We start from the raw sequence: 19,906 nt of genomic DNA, 5'->3' as shown, positions 1-19,906 counted from the left end.
CTACGGCGGGGACTGACCCCGCCCCGGGCCGAGACGAGGCCGCCCTCGGGCCCGACCGGGACCCGAGGGCGAGACGCTCCACGAAAGGCGTGCCCTACTCCTCGGCGAGGGAGAGCAGTTCGTCTATGTAACAGGTGGCCTCGCGGGCGGCACGGGCCGGATCGGCCTCGCGGATGGCCTCGCTCAGACCACTGTGGTCGACACCCTCACCGTCGGAGGAGGGACGTTCGGTCGACCCCTCGTCCTGCCCGTACGCGGTGTGCGCGATGCTCGCGTAGACCACCTGGGCGATGTCGTCGTACAGTTCGATGAGCAACGAGTTGTGCGTGGCGTTGACCACCGCCCGGTGGAAGGTGAAGTCCGCCTCCACGAACGCGCCCATGTCGTGGGCGCGCCAGGCCTCCTCGCGCAGGGCCATGGCGCGGTCGATGTCGGCCAGGTCCTCGTCGCTGTGCCGTAGGGCGGCCAGGCGCGCGGCCTCCACCTCGAGGGCGCGTCGGACCTCCAGGTTCTCCCGAAGACGGGAGCGCTCCAACCGACGGCGCAGGGCGCCGCCGAGCTCGCTGGAGGCGCGCACGAAGGTCCCCGCGCCCTGCCGGATCTCCAACAGGCCCGCGTGGGCCAGGGCCCGGACGGCCTCCCGGACGGTGTTGCGGCCGACTTCGAGTTGCTCGGACAGTTCCGACTCGGTGGGGATGCGATCGCCCACGCCCCACTCACCCGAGTCGATCTGTGCTCGTAACTGGCTGATGACCTGGTCGACGAGACCGGTCCGGCGTGTCGAGGCGAGGGGCACGCTGATACCTCCTAGGGGCGGGTCGCCGGATGATAGGGCCAGCGCCCAGGGGATGGGTTAGGGCGGAGCTTAGACCAGTCGGGCGCGGGAATCGGCACTCGAGGGCAATGCGTTATCCTCATGAAGTACATAGGGTCATCCTACGAATTTGTGAGTCGCCTTCTATGAGCGCAGCCCCTACTCCCGCGTCACCTGCTCAGGACGCCTCCTCGACCGGCACCACCACCCCCTCGGCGACACCTCGGGTGGCCCTTCTGCTGATCGCCCTCGCGATCGCCTTGACCTCTCTCAACCTGCGCACCGCCATCACCAGTGTCGGCCCCCTCCTCGACGAGGTCACCCAGGGGCTGGGCATGAGCGCGGTGGGCGCCGGCATCCTCACGACCCTGCCCGTCCTGTGCTTCGCCGCCTTCGGCGGGGTCACCCCGACGCTCGGCCGTCGACTCGGATCGCACCACCTGCTGGTCTACGCGCTGGCCGCGGTCACCCTCGGACTGACCGCCCGCGCCTTCGCCCCCGACACCTGGACGTTCCTGGCCCTGAGCGTGATCGCCCTGGCCGGCGGCGCGGTCGGCAACGTGATCCTGCCCGTCCTGGTCAAGCAGCACTTCCCCCACCGTGTCGGTCTGATGACCACCGTCTACACCACCGGCCTGGCCACGGGGACCGCCATCGCCGCCGCCTCCACCGTCCCCCTGGAACAGAGCACCGGCGAGTGGCGCTTCGCCCTGGGCGCCTACGCGCTCTTCGGGCTGGTCGCCCTCCTGCCCTGGCTCCTGGTACTGCGGCATGAGCCCTCGGTCGGCGGCGGTGGCGTCACGATGGGCGTACGCCAGGTGCTGTCCACCGGGCTCGGTAGACAGGGCGTGCTGTTCTTCGGTACCCAGTCCTCGATCGCCTACATCATGTTCGGCTGGTACGCCCAGATGCTGCGCGACCAGGGGATGGACGCCCAGTCCGCGGGTGTGATGCTGGCCTACCTCACGATCCTGGGCATCCCCATGTCCCTGGTGCTGCCCTCGCTCATCGTGCGGGTACGCGACCAGCGACCCTTCGTCGTCATGTTCGCCCTGGCCTACACCATCGGGATCTGCGGGCTCCTGTTCTCCCCGCTGGCGGGCACCTGGGTGTGGACGACCTTCATCGGTTTCGCCCTGGGCACCTTCGTCCTGGCGCTGACCATCTTCACCGTGCGCACCCGTACGGCCGAGGGCACCGCCGCGATGTCCGCCACCAGCCAGAGCCTCGGCTACCTGCTGGGCGGCGCCGGCCCCTTCCTGTTCGGGCTCCTGCACGACCTCACCGACGGCTGGTACGCCCCGCTGTTCCTGGTGCTGACCCTCGTGGCGATCAACCTCGTCACCGGGCTGCTCGTAGGACGTCCCCAGTACCTGGAGGACGCCATCGAGAAGAAGGCGGAGCGGGCTCGGGTCTAGAACGGCCTCCGAGTCCGCGGGTCGGGCGTTCCGAGCACGATCAGAACGGCAGCCAGTCGATCCGTCCGATCAGGTACACCGCACCGACGAACGCGACGATGTCGATGACCGTGTGCGCCACGACCAGCGGCATCACGCGGCCGTAACGCAGGTAGAACCAGCCGAACACCAGCCCCATCACCAGGTTGCCGAAGAACATCCCCACGCCCTGGTACAGGTGGTAGAAGGCGCGCAGCACCGACGAGGCGAGCACCGCCTTCCACGGACTCCACCCCATCTGTGCCAGTCGGTGCAACAGATAGCCGACCACGATGACCTCCTCCAGGACCCCGTTCTTGAGGGCCTGGAGGATCAGGACGAGGGTGTCCCACCAGTTGCCGTCCAACGTGCTCGGGACGATGGTGCGGGTCAGACCGAGCTGCCAGGACACCAGGTAGACGACCAGCCCGCCACAGCCGATCAGCGCGGCCAGGACCAGCCCGCTCCAGGTGTCGAACCAGGGTCTGCGGACGTCGAAGCCGATCGTTCGGGCCGACTCCCCGGTGCGGTGCAACAGGTACACGACCAGGGCCACGGGGGCCAGCGCGAAGACGACCGAGTACAGCTGGAAGGACAGGTCGAGCCAGGGGCGCCCCTCGGCGCGGGACCGGATCAGACTGGCGGTCTGGTCGGCCATCGACTCGGGGGCGGTCAGCACGCCCACGAAGGAGATGACCGCGGAGACGGCGGCCGCCCCCAACGAGAGGGCGAGTACGCACAGGATCTCCCAGCGCAGCAGGGAGCGATCGGGGAGAAGGTCGCGGACCTCGATCGTGGAAACGGGCCCCGGCGAAGAGGGGCGCGGGGCGCCCGGGCTCCGGGAGGGCGCGGACTCGTTCGGATCCGGGTGGGTTCTGTCGGTCACGTGTCGAATGTACGTCTTCCCCACGGACTCCGGACACGGCGGACACGGGGCCTTGAGGAGGAGGAACGGGCGGGACGGCGCCCTTTAGGCGGCGCCCCGCCCGTTCGGGACTCCTGCGGAGGAGGGTTACTCGTCGCCCTCGTCACCGGGCGCTTCGAGGCCGTCGTCCAGGCCCTCGTCGAGACCGTCCTCGCCCTCGAGTTCGACGCCCGGGTCGTCGACGGCGGTGTCCTCACAGGCGGCGACACCGAACACGGCCACGGCCGCGATCGCGCCTCCGGCCAGGACCCGGCGGGTGGTGGTGAGCATCTCCTTGCTGATGTCCTCGAGCTTCACAGTGACTCCATGTGATCGGGGATGTGTGCTGCGGGTCGGCCTCACGGAACGCCTGTGGACCGGCTCATGGGGCTCCCGGAGAACGGGAGGAGCCGGGGCGTTATTGTTCTGTGACCCACGCGCGAACCACTGTATTGATGTTTCCTTGGTGTGAACAGGGGTCTCTGTTATCGCTTCTGGCCGAATTCGGACAGGAAATCCCGTTTAGTCATTGCGGGTATCGGGGAGGTCGGGCTCTTCGGAAAAAGCACGAGGCGGGAAAGTGGCGTCCCTATGTCTTCCCGTGGTCGCCCATGGAAAATGTATTGATCCATGTATTGCGACGCTTTCAAGGGCGCGAAAAGGCCGCCGGCCATGCGCGTGTGTGACACGGACCGCGCATGGCCGACGGCCAGGGGGTGGAGGCCGACCCGCCCCGCCCCAGCCACGAAAGCGGGGAGGGACGGCCTCCGGGGAACGAAGAGCCAGAGTCAGTGAGCCGCTGAGAACTGGTCTTCTTCGGTGGAGCCGGTGAGAGCCGTGGTGCTGGCCTCAGGGGAAATGGTCGTGCTGATGGCGTCGAAGTAGCCGGTGCCGACCTCGCGCTGGTGGCGGGTGGCGGTGTAGCCCTCGGCCTCCGCCGCGAACTCGGCCTCCTGGAGCTCGACGTACGAGGTCATCCCGTTCTTGGCGTAGCCCTTGGCCAGGTTGAACATCGAGTAGTTCAACGAGTGGAAGCCCGCCAGAGTGATGAACTGGAACTTGTAGCCCATGTGGCCCAGTTCGCGCTGGAACTTCGCGATGGTGGAGTCGTCCAGGTGACGCTTCCAGTTGAAGGACGGCGAGCAGTTGTAGGCCAGCATCTGGTCCGGGTACTCGGCCTTGATGCGCTCGGCGAAGTTGCGGGCGACCTCCAGGTCCGGCGTCGCGGTCTCCATCCAGAGCAGGTCCGAGTGGGGCGCGTAGGCCAGACCGCGGGCGACGCAGGCGTCGACGCCGTTGCGGAAGCGGTAGAAGCCCTCGGCGGTGCGCTCGCCCGTGATGTAGGGGCGGTCGCGCTCGTCGATGTCACTGGTGATCAGGGTCGCGGCCTGAGCGTCGGTCCGCGCGATGACCAGCGAGGGCACCCCGGCGACGTCCGCCGCCAGACGGGCGGAGTTCAGGGTCTTGACGTGCTGCCCGGTCGGGATGAGGACCTTGCCGCCCAGGTGACCGCACTTCTTCTCGGAGGCGAGCTGGTCCTCCCAGTGCACACCGGCGGCGCCGGAGGCGATCATGCCCTTCATCAGCTCGTAGGCGTTGAGGACGCCGCCGAAGCCGGCCTCGGCGTCCGCCACGATCGGAGCGAGCCACTCGGGGGCGGTGTCGTCGCCCTCGGCCCAGGTGATCTGGTCGGCGCGCAGAAGGGCGTTGTTGATCCGGCGGACCACGGCCGGGACCGAGTTGGCCGGGTAGAGGCTCTGGTCCGGGTAGGTGCTGCCGGAGAGGTTCGCGTCGGCCGCGACCTGCCACCCCGAGAGGTAGATGGCCTTGAGGCCGGCGCGGACCTGCTGGACCGCCTGGTTGCCGGTCAGGGCGCCGAGGCTGTTGACGTAGTCCTCGGTGTGGAGCAGGTCCCACAGGCGCTCGGCACCGCGCCGGGCCAGGGTGTGCTCCTCGGTGACCGAACCGCGCAGCTTGACCACGTCGTCGGCGGAGTAGGTCCGCTCGATCCCCGCCCAGCGGGGGTTGGTCTCCCAGTCACGCTGGAGCGCGGCGCTGGCTTCCTGACGACGAGCGCTGGTGCTCATGTTCGTTCCCGCCTTACGTGTAGTCCCCAAGGTGTTCGCACCGGTCGAGGGAGATCCTGACCAGGGCCAGGGGGTGAGCCCTGGGCGGTAAGTTCCCCGCCGGTAACTATGATTCTTGGGGAAGATCCAAGACTTTTCCACTGGAAATCGTGTGAAGAACGCTGAATCTTTCCGTATCATGAAGCCATGGCGTACTTTGGTGCTGAAGAAATACCGTCTTTGACGGGTGACCTAGATCTCGTCACCTTTGGTCAGAGGCTTCGTCATCTGCGTCGAGCGCGCGGGATGACCCTCTCCGACCTGGGAGAACGCGTGGGGCGGGCGCCCTCCCAGCTCTCCCTCCTCGAGAACGGGAAACGCGAGCCCAAGCTCTCCCTCCTCACCTCCCTGGCGACGGCCCTGGGGGTCTCGGTCGAGGAACTTCTGTCCAAGCAGCCACCGAGCCGCCGGGCCCAGCTGGAGATCTCCGTCGAGGAGGCCCAGCGCGACCCGCTCTACCAAGAGCTCGACCTGCCGCACCTGAAGGTCGGCAAGCGGGTCCCCAACGACGTCCTCGAACACATCGTCGGTCTCTACGAGGAACTCAAGCGGCGCAACGCCAAACCCACGGCCACACCGGAGGAGGCCCGCCGGGCCAACGCCGACCTGCGGCGCCAGATGCGCGAACGCGGCAACTACTTCGAACACATAGAGAGCGCGGCCGCCGAGACCCTCCGGGCGGTCAACTACAGCGCGGGACCCCTCTCCCAGGGGCAGATCCTCGCGATCGCCACCCACCACGGCTTCTCCCTGAAGTACGTGCAGGACCTTCCCCGCTCCGTCCGCTCGCTCACCGACCACGTCAACCGGCGCATCTACCTCAAGCGCGAGACCAGCCTGGGCATGCACAGCCCGCGCACGATCCTCCTCCAGACCCTGGGACACGTGATCCTGGGACACAATCGCCCCGAGGACTTCGGCGACTTCCTGCGTCAGCGGGTGGAGGCCAACTACTTCGCCGCGGCCGTGCTCATCCCCGAGACCACCGCCGTCACCTATCTCCAGGAGGCCAAGAAGGCCCGCGACCTGTCCGTGGAGGACCTGCGCGACGTCTACTCCGTCTCCTACGAGATGGCCGCCCACCGGTTCACCAACCTGGCCCACCGTCACCTGGACCTGGTCTGCCACTTCATCCGCAACGACGAGACCGGCATCATCTACAAGGCCTACGAGAACGACGGCCTCGTCTTCCCCACGGACGACACCGGCGCCATCGAAGGACAGCGCATGTGCCGCCAATGGTCGGGACGCCAGGTCTTCCAGTCACCCGACCGGTACTCGATCTACTACCAGTACACCGACAAACCCAACGGCACCCACTGGTGCGTGGCCCACGTCGACCCCAGCCGCGAACGCAACTTCGCCATCACCCTGGGGGTGCCCTACAAGGAGTCGCGCTGGTTCCGCGGTCGGGAGACCACCAACCGCACCAAGTCCAACTGCCCCAGCGGCGAGTGCTGCGTGCGTCCGCCCGCGGAACTCGCCGGCAAGTGGGAGGGCAACGTGTGGCCCTCGGCCCGCGCCCACTCGCACGTGCTGTCGGCGCTGCCCTCCGGGTCCTTCCCCGGTGTGGACGAGCACGACGTCTACACCTTCCTGGAACGACACGGCGCGGACTGAGGACACGCGAAGGGGTCGGCGCCGTACGGGCGCCGACCCCTTCAAGCCTCTGTGAACCGCGGAAACCTCAGCGGATCGGCAGGCCGGTGATGGTGCGGCCGATGATGAGCTTCTGGATCTCGCTGGCGCCCTCGAAGATCGTGAAGATCGTGGCGTCGCGGTGCCACCGCTCGACGGGGTATTCCCTGGTGTAGCCATTCCCGCCCAGGATGCGCAGGGCGTTCTGGGTGACGAAGGTGGCCGTCTCGGACGCGTAGAGCTTGCTCATGGAGCCCTCCGCGTTCGTGAAGTCCTTGCCGTTGCGGGCCATCCACGCCGCGCGCCAGACCAGCAGCCGGGCCGCGTCGATCCGGGTGGCCATGTCCGCGAGCAGGAACGCCACCCCCTGGTTGTCGCCGATCGGCCTGCCGAACTGCTCCCGCTGCTTGGCGTAGTCGCGGGCGTACTCGTAGGCGGCGCGGGCGCAACCGACGGCCATGACACCGACGCTCGGGCGTGAGGCCTCGAAGGTCTTCATCGCGGCCTGACCCTTGGAACGCTTGCCCTCTCGGGCCCGGGCCAGCCGCTCGTCGAGCTTCTCCTTGCCGCCCAGCAGGCAGGAACCGGGGATCCGCACGTCGTCCAGGACGACCTCGGCGGTGTGCGAGGCGCGGATGCCGTGCTTCTGGAACTTCTGTCCCTGGGACAGGCCCGGGGTGTTGGGCGGCACGATGAAGGAGGCCTGACCGCGCGAGCCCAGCTCGGGCTCGACCGAGGCGACGATCACGTGCACGTTGGCGATGCCGCCGTTGGTCGCCCAGGTCTTGACTCCGTTGAGGACCCACTCGTCCTTGGCCTGGTCGTAGACGGCGCGGGTCTTGATGGCCGAGACGTCGGAACCGGCGTTGGGCTCGGAGGAGCAGAAGGCGCCGAGCTTGACGTCCTCGGGGCTGCCGAACATCTGCGGGACCCACTCGAAGAGCTGGTCCTGGGTGCCGTTGGAGGCGACCGCCACGGCGGCCAGCCCGGTGCCGGTGATGGACAGGGCGATCCCAGGGTCGCCCCAGTAGAGCTCCTCGAAGGCGACGGGGATGCCCAGGCCGGTGGGCTCCAACCACTGGTTGGCGAAGAAGTCCAGGGAGTACAGGCCGATCTTGGCGGCCTCCTCGATGATCGGCCAGGGGGTCTCCTCGCGCTCGTCCCATTCGGCGGCGGCGGGGCGGATGACGTCGGCGGCGAACCCGTGGGCCCAGTCCCGGACGTCGCGGACGTCTTCGCTCGGTTCCAGGCTGAAGGCGGGGGCGGTGGCCTCACTCATACGCGTACATCCTTCGTTGGATCCTCCGGGGGAGGAGGGGCGATCTATATGTGTTACCAACGGTAACACGAAGGGGTTTCGTGCCGATGACGAGTGGTCGAACCATGGGCGCACGGCACCCGATCCGGGGAGGACCCGCATACCGTGGCATGGACGGGGACGCCTGAGGCGTCCTGAGAGGGGAACCCCCGAACGCCCGTGAACCGTTCCGCCACCACACGTGGTCCGAGAACGCGCACGCGCCCGTACCGCCGGCGAGCCGATCGGCCGGTCCGGGCGCGCCCGGACGGGAAAAGAACATGGAGACACCCGTCGGCCCCGTACCCCTGCCCGAAACGGCCCACCCCCGCACGACCGAACCCGAAAGGGCCCTCATCGGAAACGCCCACCGCGAGCATCCACTGGAGTCAGCCATGCCCCGCCCCCTGCTCTTCCTCGACGTCGACGGTCCCCTCAACCCCTTCCGGGCCGAACACGCCGACCTTCCGGACTCCTACGTCGCCCACCCGATGCGTCCGACCGGCTGGGAGCCGCCCGCCCGCCCCTTGCGGGTACGGCTGAACCCGCACCACGGTGAGGCACTGCTGGCCCTGCCCTACGACCTGGTCTGGGCCACCACCTGGGAGGAGGACGCCAACACGATGATCGGTCCCCTCCTGGGCCTGCCCGAGCTTCCCGTCGTCGCGTTCCCCCACGTGGACCGGTTCGCCCCAGGGCTGTTCTTCAAGACCCGAAGGCTCGTGGAGTACGCCGCGGGCCGCCCCTTCGCCTGGGTCGACGACGGGATCACCGCCCGCGACATCACCTGGGTCCGGCGCAACCATCTCTCCGACGCCCTTCTGCACCCGGTCGACCCGGCGATCGGCCTCTGGGAGAAGGACTTCGAACTGCTCGCCGACTGGCCCGAGGACATGGGGCTCGTGGACTGACCCCGGGAGCGGGGCACTCCGCGGCCGGTCACTACCCTGTGGCCCATGACACCAGGCAATGACGCCCCCACGATCACCATCCCAGCGGCCTTCAATGGTCCCGACGGTTCCGGAAACGGTGGTTACAGCGCCGGCCTCCTCGCCGAGCGGCTGACCTCGGTGGGCGGGGACGCGGTCCAGGTCACCCTGCGGACCCCGCCTCCCCTGGACCGTCCGCTGGCGGTGGAGGCCCTGGGACAGGACGGGCTGCGCCTGATCGACCCCTCCGTCGAGGATCCGGAGGATCGGGCGCGGCTGGTCGCCGAGGCGAGCCGTGTCGAAGCCCGGGACCTCGCCCCGATCCCCGGAGGTCCCGTCTCCGTAGAGGAGGCGGAGAAGGCCCGCGACCTCTACCCCGGTCTGGTGGAGCATCCCTTCTCCCGCTGCTACAGCTGCGGTCCCGAGCGGGCCGAGGGCGAAGGGCTGCGTCTCTTCGCCGGTCGGGTCCGCCCGGGCGAGGGGCCCGACAACGTGGGCAACACCGTCGCCTGCACGTGGAACGTCCTCCCGGCCGTGGACGACGGAACGGGGTCCGCCGCCTTCGCCCAGGTCTGGGCGGCTCTGGACTGCCCCGGCGGCTGGTCTCACGACATCAACGGTCGCCCGATCGTCCTGGGTCGCTTCACCGCCCGGGTCCTGAGCGCGCCGAAGGTGGGCACCACCCCGGTGGTCATGGGCCGACTGGAGTCCGTGGAGGGACGCAAGGTGCGTACCTCCAGCGCCCTGTACGACGAGGAGGGTCGACGGCTCGCCATGGCCGAGGCCACCTGGATCACTCTGCGGTCCTGAGACGGCCGAACCGCTACGGTGGACCCTTGTGGCCTTCGAAGACGACCGATGGACGTGTTCAGTGACGACGACCCCTCGAACGGAGCCGGTGTGACCGCCGGGCCCGCCTCCCCCGAGCGCTCCGACGGAGCCCGCCCCGCGCGCTCCCGAGGGGGCCGTCACCCTCGTGGACGCGACCCCGAACGGCGGCGGGCCATCCTGGACGCCGCCGACCGGGTGATCCAGCGCGACGGTCACGAGGCCTCCATGGTCGCCATCGCGACCGAGGCCGGGATCAGCAAACCCATCCTCTACCGGCACTTCGGCGATAAGAGCGGTCTCTATCAGGCCCTGGCCCAACGCCACGTCGACCCGTTGATCGAACGTATCCGCGCCGAACTGCACCAGCACACCGAGTTCGAGGTGCGTGCCAGGGCCACGGTCGGGGCCTACCTGTCGATGATCTCCCAGAACCTCAACCTGTACCGCTTCCTCATGGACAGGGCCACCTCCGAGGACGTACGGACACGGAGCGACCTGGGACTCATGGTCCGTCGCCTGGGTGAGGAGCTCGCCGACCTGCTCATCACCGAACGGCGCGTCGAGCAGCGTCCGCGCGCCCAGATAGCCGCGCACGCCATCGTCGGCATGGTGCAGGCCGCCGGGGAGTGGTGGCTGGAGCACCCCGAGGTCGAGGAGGAGCAGATCATCGACGATCTCACCGCCGCGGTGGTGGGCGCCATCGACGGCAGCGCCGCGTAGCCCCTCCCGAAACCGGTGCCGTTCCGATGGAACCCTCCTTTCTTCGCAAAGCTCATAAATCCTCGTATAACGCCGCTTCCGCTGTTTCTCGTCGCTTCCGCCGGATACCTTCCCTAAGGAAGCGCGCGGCCCCGGTGGCCGGGCACACCGGATGGTTCGCGAACCCGTGGGAGGGGTCACTTGCCCGAGAGCACAATGGCGCCGGACGAGTGGTCGGCGGTGCGGTCCGGTGACCACCACCAGATCCACTTCGCCTGGGCCGAACCCACCCTCCTCGGCCACAACGGTCCCGGACCGGCCGCCACCTCGCTGACCGCCGATGATCGACCCGCCCTGAGGTCCTGGCGCGACCGGCTCCTGCCTGCTCTCACGGCCGACTATCGGTCCGCCCTCGCCGATACCGCGCCCTCCGCGTATCCGGAGACCCTGTGGGCCCGGCACTATCCCGATGGTCGTAGCGCGCTGGTCTACCGCTGGCCGGGCGATGTCCGCCGTGCCCACGCCTGGGCGATCGTCGGGCCCTCCCGCGGGCTGACCCTTCCGCGCGTTCTCGCCCTGCACGAGAACCCCAATACGCGCCCGGCCGACAGCAGGCCGCCCTCCCCGGGCTGGGCGACCATGCGTGCCCTGCGGGCCCCCGAACCCTGGGAACTCACCGCGGCCCCGGGCGCGGTCCGCAGCCGCGACCGACGTGCCGCCGAGACCAGGATCGGTGACGAGCCCATCCTCATCGGGGCCGTCGCCCGAGCCCTGGCCCACCCGGACCGGCCCGTCCACCTCATGCTGGAGCCCGAGCGCGCCGACCTGTGGCAGGCGGTCCAACTGCGTTTCCTGTGGGGCATGCACCGCATCCTGCACGACGTCCTGACCCCGCCCTCCGCGATCCCCGCAGCTGCCTGGAACTGGTCCTTCTCCACCTACGAACCGGTGCTGGGCGGTGAGGACGGGCCGCACCTGGCCTTCGGCCCGCCCGTCGAGAACGCCGCCGGTCGTGGCCCCTTCCTGTCCCCGGCGCCCCTCGAACACCTCAAGATCGCCGACGCCCTGGTCACGATCCTGCGTGAGGAAGGGGGCGACGCCCTCACCGAGCACCTGAACGCCCGGGGCGTGCCCGGGGCCGGTACCTTCGCCGACCGGCTCGAGCTGATCCAGGACTGGCTCGATCCCCGACCCGGGCCGGGGGAGCCGCCGAACGCCGTGCCGGACGAGAGGCCCCGGACAGGGGAGGGGGACACGGAGACCGCCGTCGCCGAACCTCCCGTGCTGGAGACCTCCCCCTCGGAAGGGCACGACGAGGAGAGGGACGCCCCGGCTCGACCGTCCTTCGAGGCCCCGGAGGGTGAGGAGAGCGCGTCGACGGAATCGGTTCCGAGGAGCCGGACCGCTTCGGAGCGGGTCGAGCCCCTTCCGGAGACGCCCGGTGGGGAACTCCAGGAGGCCCCCGACCCCTTCGCCGATACGGAGGAGGAACCCCACGAACGCGAGTTCCCCATAGGGAAGAGGCCCTTCCGAACCGAGGGCGTGCCGACGGGAGAAGAGGAACCCGCCGTACCCGGCCCCCGGAGGGTGAGGGGCGAGGGGACGTCCGGAACGGAGAGCGACGAGGACGCGGGGGAGGAAACGGAGGATCCCTCCCTCGACCTCGAGGCCACGCCCCTGCCCGGGTTCGACGAATCGGATCTCGAGTCCTCCCCGCCCGCTTCGAGGAACGAGCGTTCGAACCCCGCCACGACCACCCGAGGCACGGTCCCCGGGACTTCGATCGCTTCCCCGACCCCGACGAACACCGGCCGGGCCACGGAGCCCGCGACCCCCGAGCCCGCGTCCGCACCCTCCGAACCGGTGGGGAACGTGGGCGCCCCGTTCTCCGAACCCGTCGCGGACGAATCGGATCCCACGACACCGCCCCGAGGGGCCGCCCCCGCCTTCGTGTTCCGCGGCCCGGAACCCGAACCCGCCGCTCGCACGTCGAGGATCGAGGCTCCGTCCCCGGAACCCTCCACGGACACAACGACCTCGAGCGGCTCGGAACCCGGGCCTTCCGTGCTCGACCCGGACCCCGAGGCCCCGGCCCATGGCGGGGCGACCCCCTCCTCCGAGCTCTCCACCGGTGCGACATCCTCGAGAGCCCCGGATCTCGGACCCTCCTACCGCGATCGGGGGAAGGACCCTTCCGAAGCCTTCGCAGGTACGACGTCCCCGAGTGGCCCGGACCCTGAGCCTTCCGTGCTCGACCCGGACCCCGAGACCCCGGCCCATGCCCCGGAGACCACGCTCTCCGGGACCTCCGATGACACGGTGCCACCGAGAGCCTCCAGCCTCGAGCCCTCCGCCCCCGGTTCGGGATCCGAGCGCTCGGGCGAGGGCGGTGAGGCCACGCTTTCGGGGACCTTCGCCGACACAACGGCCCCGAGCGACTCGGAACCCGGGCTCGACCCGGAGTCCGGGTTCTCGTCCCACGGCCGGGAATCCCATCTCTTCGAGTTCGTAGCGGATCCGGAAGCCTCCTCGCCCCTGTCCGACGCATCGGCCGAGAGGGGGACGCCCCCGGCCCTTTCGGCGCCGGCCTCCTCCCGGGACCCCGACGAGGCCCCGGCACTCCCGTTCATCAGAGACGAGGAGGCACCGCCGAACTACGAGGCCGAGACGGCCCCCGAGGTCGACGAGGACCACACCGATCCTGACGACAACTGGCCCACGCACTACATCGACCTGCCCTTGGCGCGCCTGGAGCGTTGGCATCGTCGTCGAGGCCCGGAAGGTGCCCGGACCGACGTGGCCGACGTCCACGCGGCGGTCAGGGCCGAGCGCTCCGAACTCGACCGGGTGCGGTCCGAACGCGACCACTACCACGTCGAGGTGCAGGAGCTGCGCCGAGAGAACGCCCGCCTGGACCGTTCCTGGATCGAGACCGACGCCGACGAGGAGCCCGCGCGCCCCCGCGGGAGAGGAGCGCTCAGGATTCTGTTCCTTCTCCTGCTTCTGGCGGCGGCCCTCGCCATCGGTGTGGAGGTCGGGGCCCGCGTCGAGGGCGGGGTGCTCGGTCTGCTCGGTATGATCCCCGGTCTTCCCCTCTGAGCCGGGGAGGTCCGGCGGTACCGACTCGTGGGCGGTCCGCGACCCCGCTACAGGGAAGCCCGGAGGGTCGAGGGCTCGACGGACGGCCTCTTCTCGCAGACGCCGGTCGTGTGCGGAGGTAGCGGGCCCGGTCCGGGAGAACCCTCGACCTCGGGACGCGGGCGACCGTGTCGGCCCCCTGCCCTGGGGCGTTCGGCCGGCCCCCCTCATCGTGATCCGAGGCTTCGAAGGAGGATGTGCCTGTCCGTACCCTCGCCGACCGGAGAGGGCGTTCCCGCACCTCGACGGTGGAACGCCCTGCCGGAGCCTCGGCGAGGAGCGCGGCACATGGCGGCCGTCGGGCCGGGGAGGGACCCACCGCTGCTCCGAGGGGGCGGGGTCGGTCGGGCTGCCCTCCTCCGGTCCGTCGTCCTCCACCGGTGTGAGCAGGGCGGCGTGCAGAAGTCGCACCCGATCACGGTCGCGTCCGGAGGCGACACGGTAGGCCACCGTCGCCCTGGAGCGACCCAACGCGAGGATCACACCGGTGTACCGGTACCGTCCCGCCTTGAACCGCACCCGCTGCCCGAGGTGCAGAGTCCGGATCATCTCGTGGGAGGCGGCCACCAGGGCACGGCGCCGCTCCCGCTCCCGTTCACGCTCCGCCTCGAACAGCGCGTGCGGTAGCCGCTCTTCCTCCTCCCGGACCCTCCGTCGGGCGATCTGGCGCTCGCACTCCTCGCGCAGACGGGGGAAGCGGCGTCCTATCGCCTCGCAGGCGGCCCGATGTCGTGCCGCGCTCCGATCCAGGTCGTAGTCGGTGTACTCGTGCCGTAGGTGGTCCACGAGCAGACGGTCGGTCGACGGCCGGGGGCCCTCCGCCGTGCACGGAAGGTCCAGACGTTCGGCTCGTTCGAGGGCGGAGCGTTCCAAACGGGAGAGGTCGAGGTCCGAGGGAAAGAACGTGGTGATCATCGCCGCTCACAGGGGGTGTGGGAACAGGCTTCCCCTCAAGGATGGACCAGATCTGTCCGGCGTGCTGAAGGCCTGTGGACAACTCTCGTCACCGCTGGTCACAGCATGATTCCGGGGCGAGACGACCCTCGCGGAGGCCGGTTCCAGGTACTAGAAGAAGGCCGGAACCGACCGGGCTCCGTGTGAGTCGAACCCCGTTGCCGGAGTCCGCCTCGAGAGCGGAACGAGAACGAGGGGAACGATCGTGTTCGGAATCCTGCGGCCCTGTCGCCACAGTCTGAGCGACGGGTTGGCCGAGGAGTGGATGTCCCACCTCTGCGGCCTGTGCCTGGCCCTACGCGACGGGCACGGCCAGATGTCCCGTATGGCCACCAACCACGACGGACTGGTGGTGTCGGTCCTGGCCACGGCCCAGTCACGGGAACGGTCCGGGAGCCGAATGGCCGGGCCCTGCCCGCTGCGCGGCATGCGGTCGGCGAGGGTCGCGGAGGGGTCCGGAGCGGACCTTGCCGCGACGGTCTCCTTGATGCTCGCCTCGGCCAAGGTCAGAGACCACATCGAGGACGGCGACGGGGCCTTCGCCAGGCCCGGGGTCCGCGCCGTCGCGGGCCGGGTCGCCCGACGGTGGCAACAGGGGGCCCAAACCTCGGGGGAGGGGCTCGGTTTCGATGGAGCCGCCCTGGCCCTCGTCGTCGACCGCCAACGCGAAGTGGAACGCGAGGCCGGGGAGGGCACCGACGTCCTGACCGTGACCGCCCCCACCGAGGAGGCCACCGCGGAGGCCTTCGCGCACACCGCGATCCTCACCGACCGCCCGACCAATCACGCCGCCCTCCACGAGGCGGGTCGTCTGTTCGGGAGGATCGCGCACCTGCTGGACGCCGTCGAGGACCGGAAGGAGGACCTGGAGAAGGGGGCCTGGAACCCGCTCACAGCCACCGGTACCGGCCTCGACCGGGCCCGTGAACTCTGTGACGACGCGGTCCTCGGTGTCTCCCTGGCCTTGGACGAGGCGGAGTTCACCGACGACCGGTTGGTGCGCGCACTCCTGGTGACCGAACTGGGCAAGGCCGTCGACCGCACCTTCTCCCACGCCGGATACCACGGTCACCCCGGTCACCAGGGCCACCCGGGGCGGCACGGGCACCCCGGACACCAAGGACATCCCCAAGGGCACCCCGGTCACGCTCACGGCCCTCACCAGGGACATGGGGCGGGCGCGCACCATGGACACGGCCATGGTGCCCCCGGCGGCCACGGACACGGCGGCGGGCCCGGCCACACGGGAGGGGGCGGAGGTCGGCGCGACAAGGGCCACGACGAGTCGGGCGGATGCTGCTCCGGCTGCTCGTGCTCGACGCCCGCCCTGGAGTCCCCGCCACGCCGAAGAGGCCCGCTCATGGGCTGCGCCGCGGCGCTCCTCATGTGCTGCACCTGCCAGTTCTGCTGTAGGGACCCCCACCCCGGCCCCTGGTCCGGCGAGCCCAGAAGATCCTGGTGCGACTACTGCGAATGCTGTACCTGTTGCAACTGCTGTCAGTGCTGTAGCTGCTGCGAATGAACCGGACACACCCGGACACGAAGTACGTCCCGGGGCCTTCGGCTTCTAGCATGGAGACCATGAACGCACTCTCACCGGAGCAGAGCAACCGTGTCATCGCGTTGGCGATGGACCTGGCGAGGGAGGGCAAGACCGGAGAACTGCTGGAGTTCCTCGACCACGGCCTTCCCATCGATGCCAAGGACGAGAACGGCAACACCCTGCTGATGCTCGCCGCCTACCACGGCCACCACGACACCGTCGGCTCCCTGATCGAGCGGGGGGCCGACGTGGACCTGCGCAACGACCGGGACCAGTCACCGGTGGCCGGCGCGCTCTTCAAGGGCGAGAACGACGTCGTCAAGGCCCTCGTCGACGCCGGAGCCGACCTCGACGCGGGCACGCCCAGCGCCCGCGCCACGGCCGAGATGTTCGGCCGCTCCGACCTGCTCCCCTGACCCCGAGACGACGACGAGCCGCCACGGTCGGGGACCGTGGCGGCTCGTGTCGGTTCACTCGCGGGGATCGGGGCGGGATCGTATGCGACGCCCGCCCCGGCGCCCGAAGACCGGGTGTTACAGCTTGCCGGCCTTGTTGGCCTCGATGGCCTTGCGCACGCCCTCACCGTAGGCCGGGTCGGCCTTGGTGCAGTTGGCGATGTGGCGCTCGATGGTGGCGTCGGAGGCGCCGTCGATCGCACGCGCGGTGTTCTCGAACAGAACCTGCTGCTGCTCGGCGCTCATCGAGCGGAACAGGTCACCGGGCTGCTCGAAGTAGTTGTCGTCGTCCTCGCGGTAGTCGAACCGGTCGGCGTTCGAACCCACACCCAGCGCCGGCTCGGCGTAGGCGGGCTGCTCCTGCCAGCGACCGTAGGAGTTCGGCTCGATGCCGGGGACCCCACCCTGGTTGCCGTCCACACGCATGACACCGTCACGGTGGTAGGTGTTGACCAGCTTGGCGGCGCGCGGGTAGTTCACCGGGATCTGGTGGTGGTTGACGCCCAGGCGGTAACGGGCGGCGTCACCGTAGGAGAACAGACGACCCTGGAGCATGCGGTCGGGGGAGACGCCGATGCCGGGCACCAGGTTGGCCGGGGTGAAGGAGGCCTGCTCCACGTCGGCGTGGTAGTTCTCCGGGTTGCGGTTCAGCTCGAACTCGCCGACCTCGATGAGCGGGTAGTCCTTCTTCGACCAGACCTTGGTCAGGTCGAAGGGGTGGAAGCGGTAGTTCTCCGCGTCCGCCTCGGGCATGATCTGGACGTAGAACGTCCACTTCGGGTAGTCGCCGTTCTCGATGGAGTCGTAGAGGTCGCGCTGCGAGGACTCGCGGTCCTCGGCGATGACCTCGGCGGCCTCCTGGTCGGTCAGGTTCTTGATGCCCTGCTGGGTCCGGAAGTGGAACTTGACCCAGAAACGCTCGTTGTCGGCGTTCACGAACGAGAAGGTGTGCGAGCCGAAGCCGTGCATGTGACGGTAGCTCGCGGGGATGCCGCGGTCCGACATGACGATGGTGACCTGGTGCAGAGCCTCGGGGAGGTTGGTCCAGAAGTCCCAGTTGTTCTCGGCGGAGCGCATGTTGGTGCGCGGGTCGCGCTTGACGGCGCGGTTCAGGTCGGGGAACTTCAGCGGGTCGCGGAAGAAGAACACCGGGGTGTTGTTACCGACGACGTCCCAGTTGCCCTCTTCGGTGTAGAAGCGCAGGGCGAAGCCGCGGATGTCACGCTCGGCGTCGGCGGCGCCGCGCTCACCGGCGACGGTGGAGAAGCGCAGGAACACCTCGGACTGCTTGCCGACCTCGGAGAAGAGCGCGGCCTTGGTGTACTGGGTGATGTCCTTGGTGACGGTGAAGGTACCGAAAGCACCGGAACCCTTGGCGTGCATACGACGCTCGGGGATGACCTCACGGTCGAAGTGGGCGAGCTTCTCCAGGAACCACAGGTCCTGAAGCAGCATCGGGCCGCGGGGACCCGCGGTGAGGCTGTTCTGGTTATTGGCGACGGGGGCGCCGTTCGCCGTGGTCAGAGGCTGGGTGTTGTCGTGGGACATGTGTTCCTTGTTCCTTGACGGGAAGCGTTCGGTGCCGCGGTGGAAGCACGGTCGATCGGTGTCGGGCCTCGTGACACCGAAGGACACGGCCCCGTCGATGACGGGACCCCGGCCGACCGGACCTCCAGGACATGGCGTCGCGCGCCGCTGGCGGGGCACCAGGCCATGGCGAAGCCGCTCCGGGCCGCTTCGACATCGCTCAGGCGCATGCCGCCATTGAAGCACTTTTCTGGAATGATTCCAAATTATGGCAGAGGAAAATCTGTCCGAACACCCGGAGTCCCCACCCCACGGGACACCCTGAACCCCACCGGGCGCAGCCGAGAGCCCCTCCCACCCCGCCGACCACGCGACGAACCCCACCCTCGAGCCGGCCGAACCCGGCCACCACCCCCTAGAAGAGACCTCCGCCTCCCCCTCCCACCAACGATCCGCCCCCTCTGGCCGACCCGACCGCTCACGTTCAGTGTCTGTCGGGCCGACGTGGGGAGGTGGGCGTCGTGGCGGTTCTGTCTCATCGGGCCCCTCGTCACCGAGGGAGAGTCGCCCGGTCACACCTCACAGAAGAGCCTCCAACGCGCCGATCGCCGCGTCACGGCGCAGTCGGTCGTGGAAGTGTTGGTTACGGTAGTTGCGTAGGCATCCGTAACACGATGTCTCCACACCACAGTCGCAGGAAGCGACGTGGGCGTGCGCTGCCTACTCTTCGTGGTCTGCACCAGGGTCAGGGATCACCTGCACGTGTCCTGGAACGGTAAGCCGAGCCCGTTCTGCTGGAAGCGGGCATTGCGTGAACCGGGGCGGTCGGCAGTAGGGCCCTGCTGCTCGCCGCCCCGGGCAGGGCTTATCCGCTTCAGTCGGGTTACAGGGGCACTGTGGGATCACACCTGCTTGAGCTGGAACGGTGCCCCTACTCCTCCTCCAGTTTCTCGAGGATTCGCTCGGCGCGTCGGTCCATACGTTCCCCTTCGATGTACCACCGTGCGGGACCCTGGACCGCGACCGGGGAGTCCTCCCAACCGGCGAGCTCGTACATGGTCATCACCAGGCCACTGGGTGAGTGATGCTTACCGTCGAACTCCCACAGCAGCGAGTACCGGCGATTGTTCGTCCAAGTCGCCCTCGACCTACGATCATCCTCTGTGAGCCAGTCGCGTAGTGCGGCCTCCTCCGTATTGTTCAGCGGCCGGAATTCCAAGGGGGTACCGGGCCCCAGCTCACCGGCGTTCAACAGAATGGTCGCGCTGTTGGGGCGCCGGGGCTTGCGTGGCCGCTGATGGGCTTTCGCCCGGTAATCCGTGGACACGGGTGGCGCTTCCGAACCGGAGCGGAGGTCGCGGAGTGTGAGCGAGACCAGATCACGACAGAGCTTCGGGTCGGAAAGGATACGGGTGATGGAGGCCGGAGCGGTGGAACTGTGGGCGGCGTCCATATGGTGTAGGAGCCACGGTAGAACTCGAGCGGTCAGAGGAACGGCTTGGGCCACCGCCTCCTCCCAGTCGTACTCGTCGGAGTTCATCTCCTTGCGGTCCACGCATTGAAAGACCAGATGGGCGATGAGAAGGTCACCACCCTGGCCCGAGGATCGACGAGG

General features: G+C 69.0%; 15 protein-coding genes. 8 read left to right on the top strand and 7 right to left on the bottom strand.

Translation table 11 applies throughout. The features are described from left to right. Positions 1 to 94: 94 nt before the first annotated feature. Positions 95 to 796 carry a FadR/GntR family transcriptional regulator gene (locus D451_RS0107250; protein ID WP_017533923.1) on the bottom strand — a complete coding sequence of 234 codons (702 nt, stop codon included), beginning with the start codon at positions 794 to 796 and terminating at the stop codon, positions 95 to 97. A gap of 164 nt (positions 797 to 960) precedes the next feature. On the opposite strand from D451_RS0107250, the gene D451_RS0107245 reads away from it, so the two are divergent. Continuing rightward, a complete protein-coding gene (locus D451_RS0107245) occupies positions 961 to 2,232 on the top strand; it encodes a CynX/NimT family MFS transporter (RefSeq protein ID WP_017533922.1) in 1,272 nt (423 codons plus the stop codon). 40 nt (positions 2,233 to 2,272) lie between these two features. On the opposite strand, the gene D451_RS0107240 is transcribed toward D451_RS0107245, so the two are convergent. The 3 genes from D451_RS0107240 to aceA form a co-directional block, all read right to left on the bottom strand. After that, positions 2,273 to 3,136 carry a CPBP family intramembrane glutamic endopeptidase gene (locus tag D451_RS0107240; RefSeq protein ID WP_017533921.1) on the bottom strand — a complete coding sequence of 288 codons (864 nt, stop codon included), beginning with the start codon at positions 3,134 to 3,136 and terminating at the stop codon, positions 2,273 to 2,275. Between the two features lie 126 nt (positions 3,137 to 3,262). Next, the gene (locus D451_RS0107235) at positions 3,263 to 3,472 is read right to left on the bottom strand and encodes a hypothetical protein (RefSeq protein WP_017533920.1); all 210 of its coding nucleotides are present in this window, start codon (positions 3,470 to 3,472) and stop codon (positions 3,263 to 3,265) included. Positions 3,473 to 3,942: 470 nt separating this feature from the next. After that, complete coding sequence (aceA, locus tag D451_RS0107230) at positions 3,943 to 5,241, bottom strand: isocitrate lyase (protein ID WP_014910696.1); 1,299 nt, start codon at positions 5,239 to 5,241, stop codon at positions 3,943 to 3,945. Between the two features lie 219 nt (positions 5,242 to 5,460). Here aceA and D451_RS0107225 point away from each other — a divergent pair, with 219 nt between their 5' ends. After that, the gene (locus tag D451_RS0107225; protein WP_026124890.1) at positions 5,461 to 6,900 is read left to right on the top strand and encodes an XRE family transcriptional regulator; all 1,440 of its coding nucleotides are present in this window, start codon (positions 5,461 to 5,463) and stop codon (positions 6,898 to 6,900) included. A 67-nt stretch (positions 6,901 to 6,967) separates the two neighbouring features. Here the strand turns inward: D451_RS0107225 and D451_RS0107220 are convergent, their stop codons facing one another. Further along, positions 6,968 to 8,197 (bottom strand): acyl-CoA dehydrogenase family protein, encoded by a 1,230-nt coding sequence (locus tag D451_RS0107220; protein ID WP_017533918.1) that lies wholly within the window; start codon positions 8,195 to 8,197, stop codon positions 6,968 to 6,970. 299 nt (positions 8,198 to 8,496) lie between these two features. On the opposite strand from D451_RS0107220, the gene D451_RS0107215 reads away from it, so the two are divergent. The 6 genes from D451_RS0107215 (at position 8,497) to D451_RS0107190 (ending at position 16,725) form a co-directional block, all read left to right on the top strand. After that, positions 8,497 to 9,126: an HAD domain-containing protein gene (locus D451_RS0107215; protein WP_014911265.1), complete on the top strand. Its 630-nt coding sequence runs from the start codon at positions 8,497 to 8,499 to the stop codon at positions 9,124 to 9,126. A 45-nt stretch (positions 9,127 to 9,171) separates the two neighbouring features. Then, positions 9,172 to 9,954, top strand: coding sequence for a hypothetical protein (locus D451_RS0107210; protein ID WP_017533917.1), 783 nt, complete (start codon positions 9,172 to 9,174; stop codon positions 9,952 to 9,954). Positions 9,955 to 10,002: 48 nt separating this feature from the next. After that, entirely contained in the window at positions 10,003 to 10,695 is a 693-nt protein-coding gene (locus tag D451_RS0107205) for a TetR/AcrR family transcriptional regulator (RefSeq protein ID WP_017533916.1), read from the top strand. 180 nt (positions 10,696 to 10,875) lie between these two features. After that, positions 10,876 to 13,773 (top strand): hypothetical protein, encoded by a 2,898-nt coding sequence (locus tag D451_RS0107200; RefSeq protein WP_241463297.1) that lies wholly within the window; start codon positions 10,876 to 10,878, stop codon positions 13,771 to 13,773. Positions 13,774 to 14,971: 1,198 nt separating this feature from the next. Beyond that, complete coding sequence (locus D451_RS0107195; protein ID WP_017533915.1) at positions 14,972 to 16,288, top strand: DUF5685 family protein; 1,317 nt, start codon at positions 14,972 to 14,974, stop codon at positions 16,286 to 16,288. A 59-nt stretch (positions 16,289 to 16,347) separates the two neighbouring features. Next, positions 16,348 to 16,725, top strand: a complete 378-nt coding sequence (locus D451_RS0107190) for an ankyrin repeat domain-containing protein (protein WP_014911563.1) — start codon at positions 16,348 to 16,350, stop codon at positions 16,723 to 16,725. 117 nt (positions 16,726 to 16,842) lie between these two features. Here the strand turns inward: D451_RS0107190 and D451_RS0107185 are convergent, their stop codons facing one another. After that, the gene (locus tag D451_RS0107185; RefSeq protein WP_014912595.1) at positions 16,843 to 18,312 is read right to left on the bottom strand and encodes a catalase; all 1,470 of its coding nucleotides are present in this window, start codon (positions 18,310 to 18,312) and stop codon (positions 16,843 to 16,845) included. A 910-nt stretch (positions 18,313 to 19,222) separates the two neighbouring features. Continuing rightward, positions 19,223 to 19,846, bottom strand: a complete 624-nt coding sequence (locus tag D451_RS0107180; protein ID WP_020379941.1) for a hypothetical protein — start codon at positions 19,844 to 19,846, stop codon at positions 19,223 to 19,225. Positions 19,847 to 19,906 lie beyond the last annotated feature (60 nt).

This window comes from Nocardiopsis alba DSM 43377, assembly GCF_000341225.1.
GTDB lineage: Bacteria > Actinomycetota > Actinomycetes > Streptosporangiales > Streptosporangiaceae > Nocardiopsis > Nocardiopsis alba.
This window is presented reverse-complemented; position numbering and strand designations above follow the sequence as displayed.

Bases quoted from the DNA above. Each gene is read 5' to 3' on its own strand.
- D451_RS0107215 (WP_014911265.1), top strand. From the start codon at position 8,497: ATGGAGACACCCGTCGGCCCCGTACCCCTGCCCGAAACGGCCCACCCC.
- D451_RS0107245 (WP_017533922.1), top strand. From the start codon at position 961: ATGAGCGCAGCCCCTACTCCCGCGTCACCTGCTCAGGACGCCTCCTCG.
- D451_RS0107205 (WP_017533916.1), top strand. From the start codon at position 10,003: ATGGACGTGTTCAGTGACGACGACCCCTCGAACGGAGCCGGTGTGACC.
- aceA (WP_014910696.1), bottom strand. From the start codon at position 5,241: ATGAGCACCAGCGCTCGTCGTCAGGAAGCCAGCGCCGCGCTCCAGCGT.
- D451_RS0107185 (WP_014912595.1), bottom strand. From the start codon at position 18,312: ATGTCCCACGACAACACCCAGCCTCTGACCACGGCGAACGGCGCCCCC.
- D451_RS0107190 (WP_014911563.1), top strand. From the start codon at position 16,348: ATGAACGCACTCTCACCGGAGCAGAGCAACCGTGTCATCGCGTTGGCG.
- D451_RS0107220 (WP_017533918.1), bottom strand. From the start codon at position 8,197: ATGAGTGAGGCCACCGCCCCCGCCTTCAGCCTGGAACCGAGCGAAGAC.
- D451_RS0107210 (WP_017533917.1), top strand. From the start codon at position 9,172: ATGACACCAGGCAATGACGCCCCCACGATCACCATCCCAGCGGCCTTC.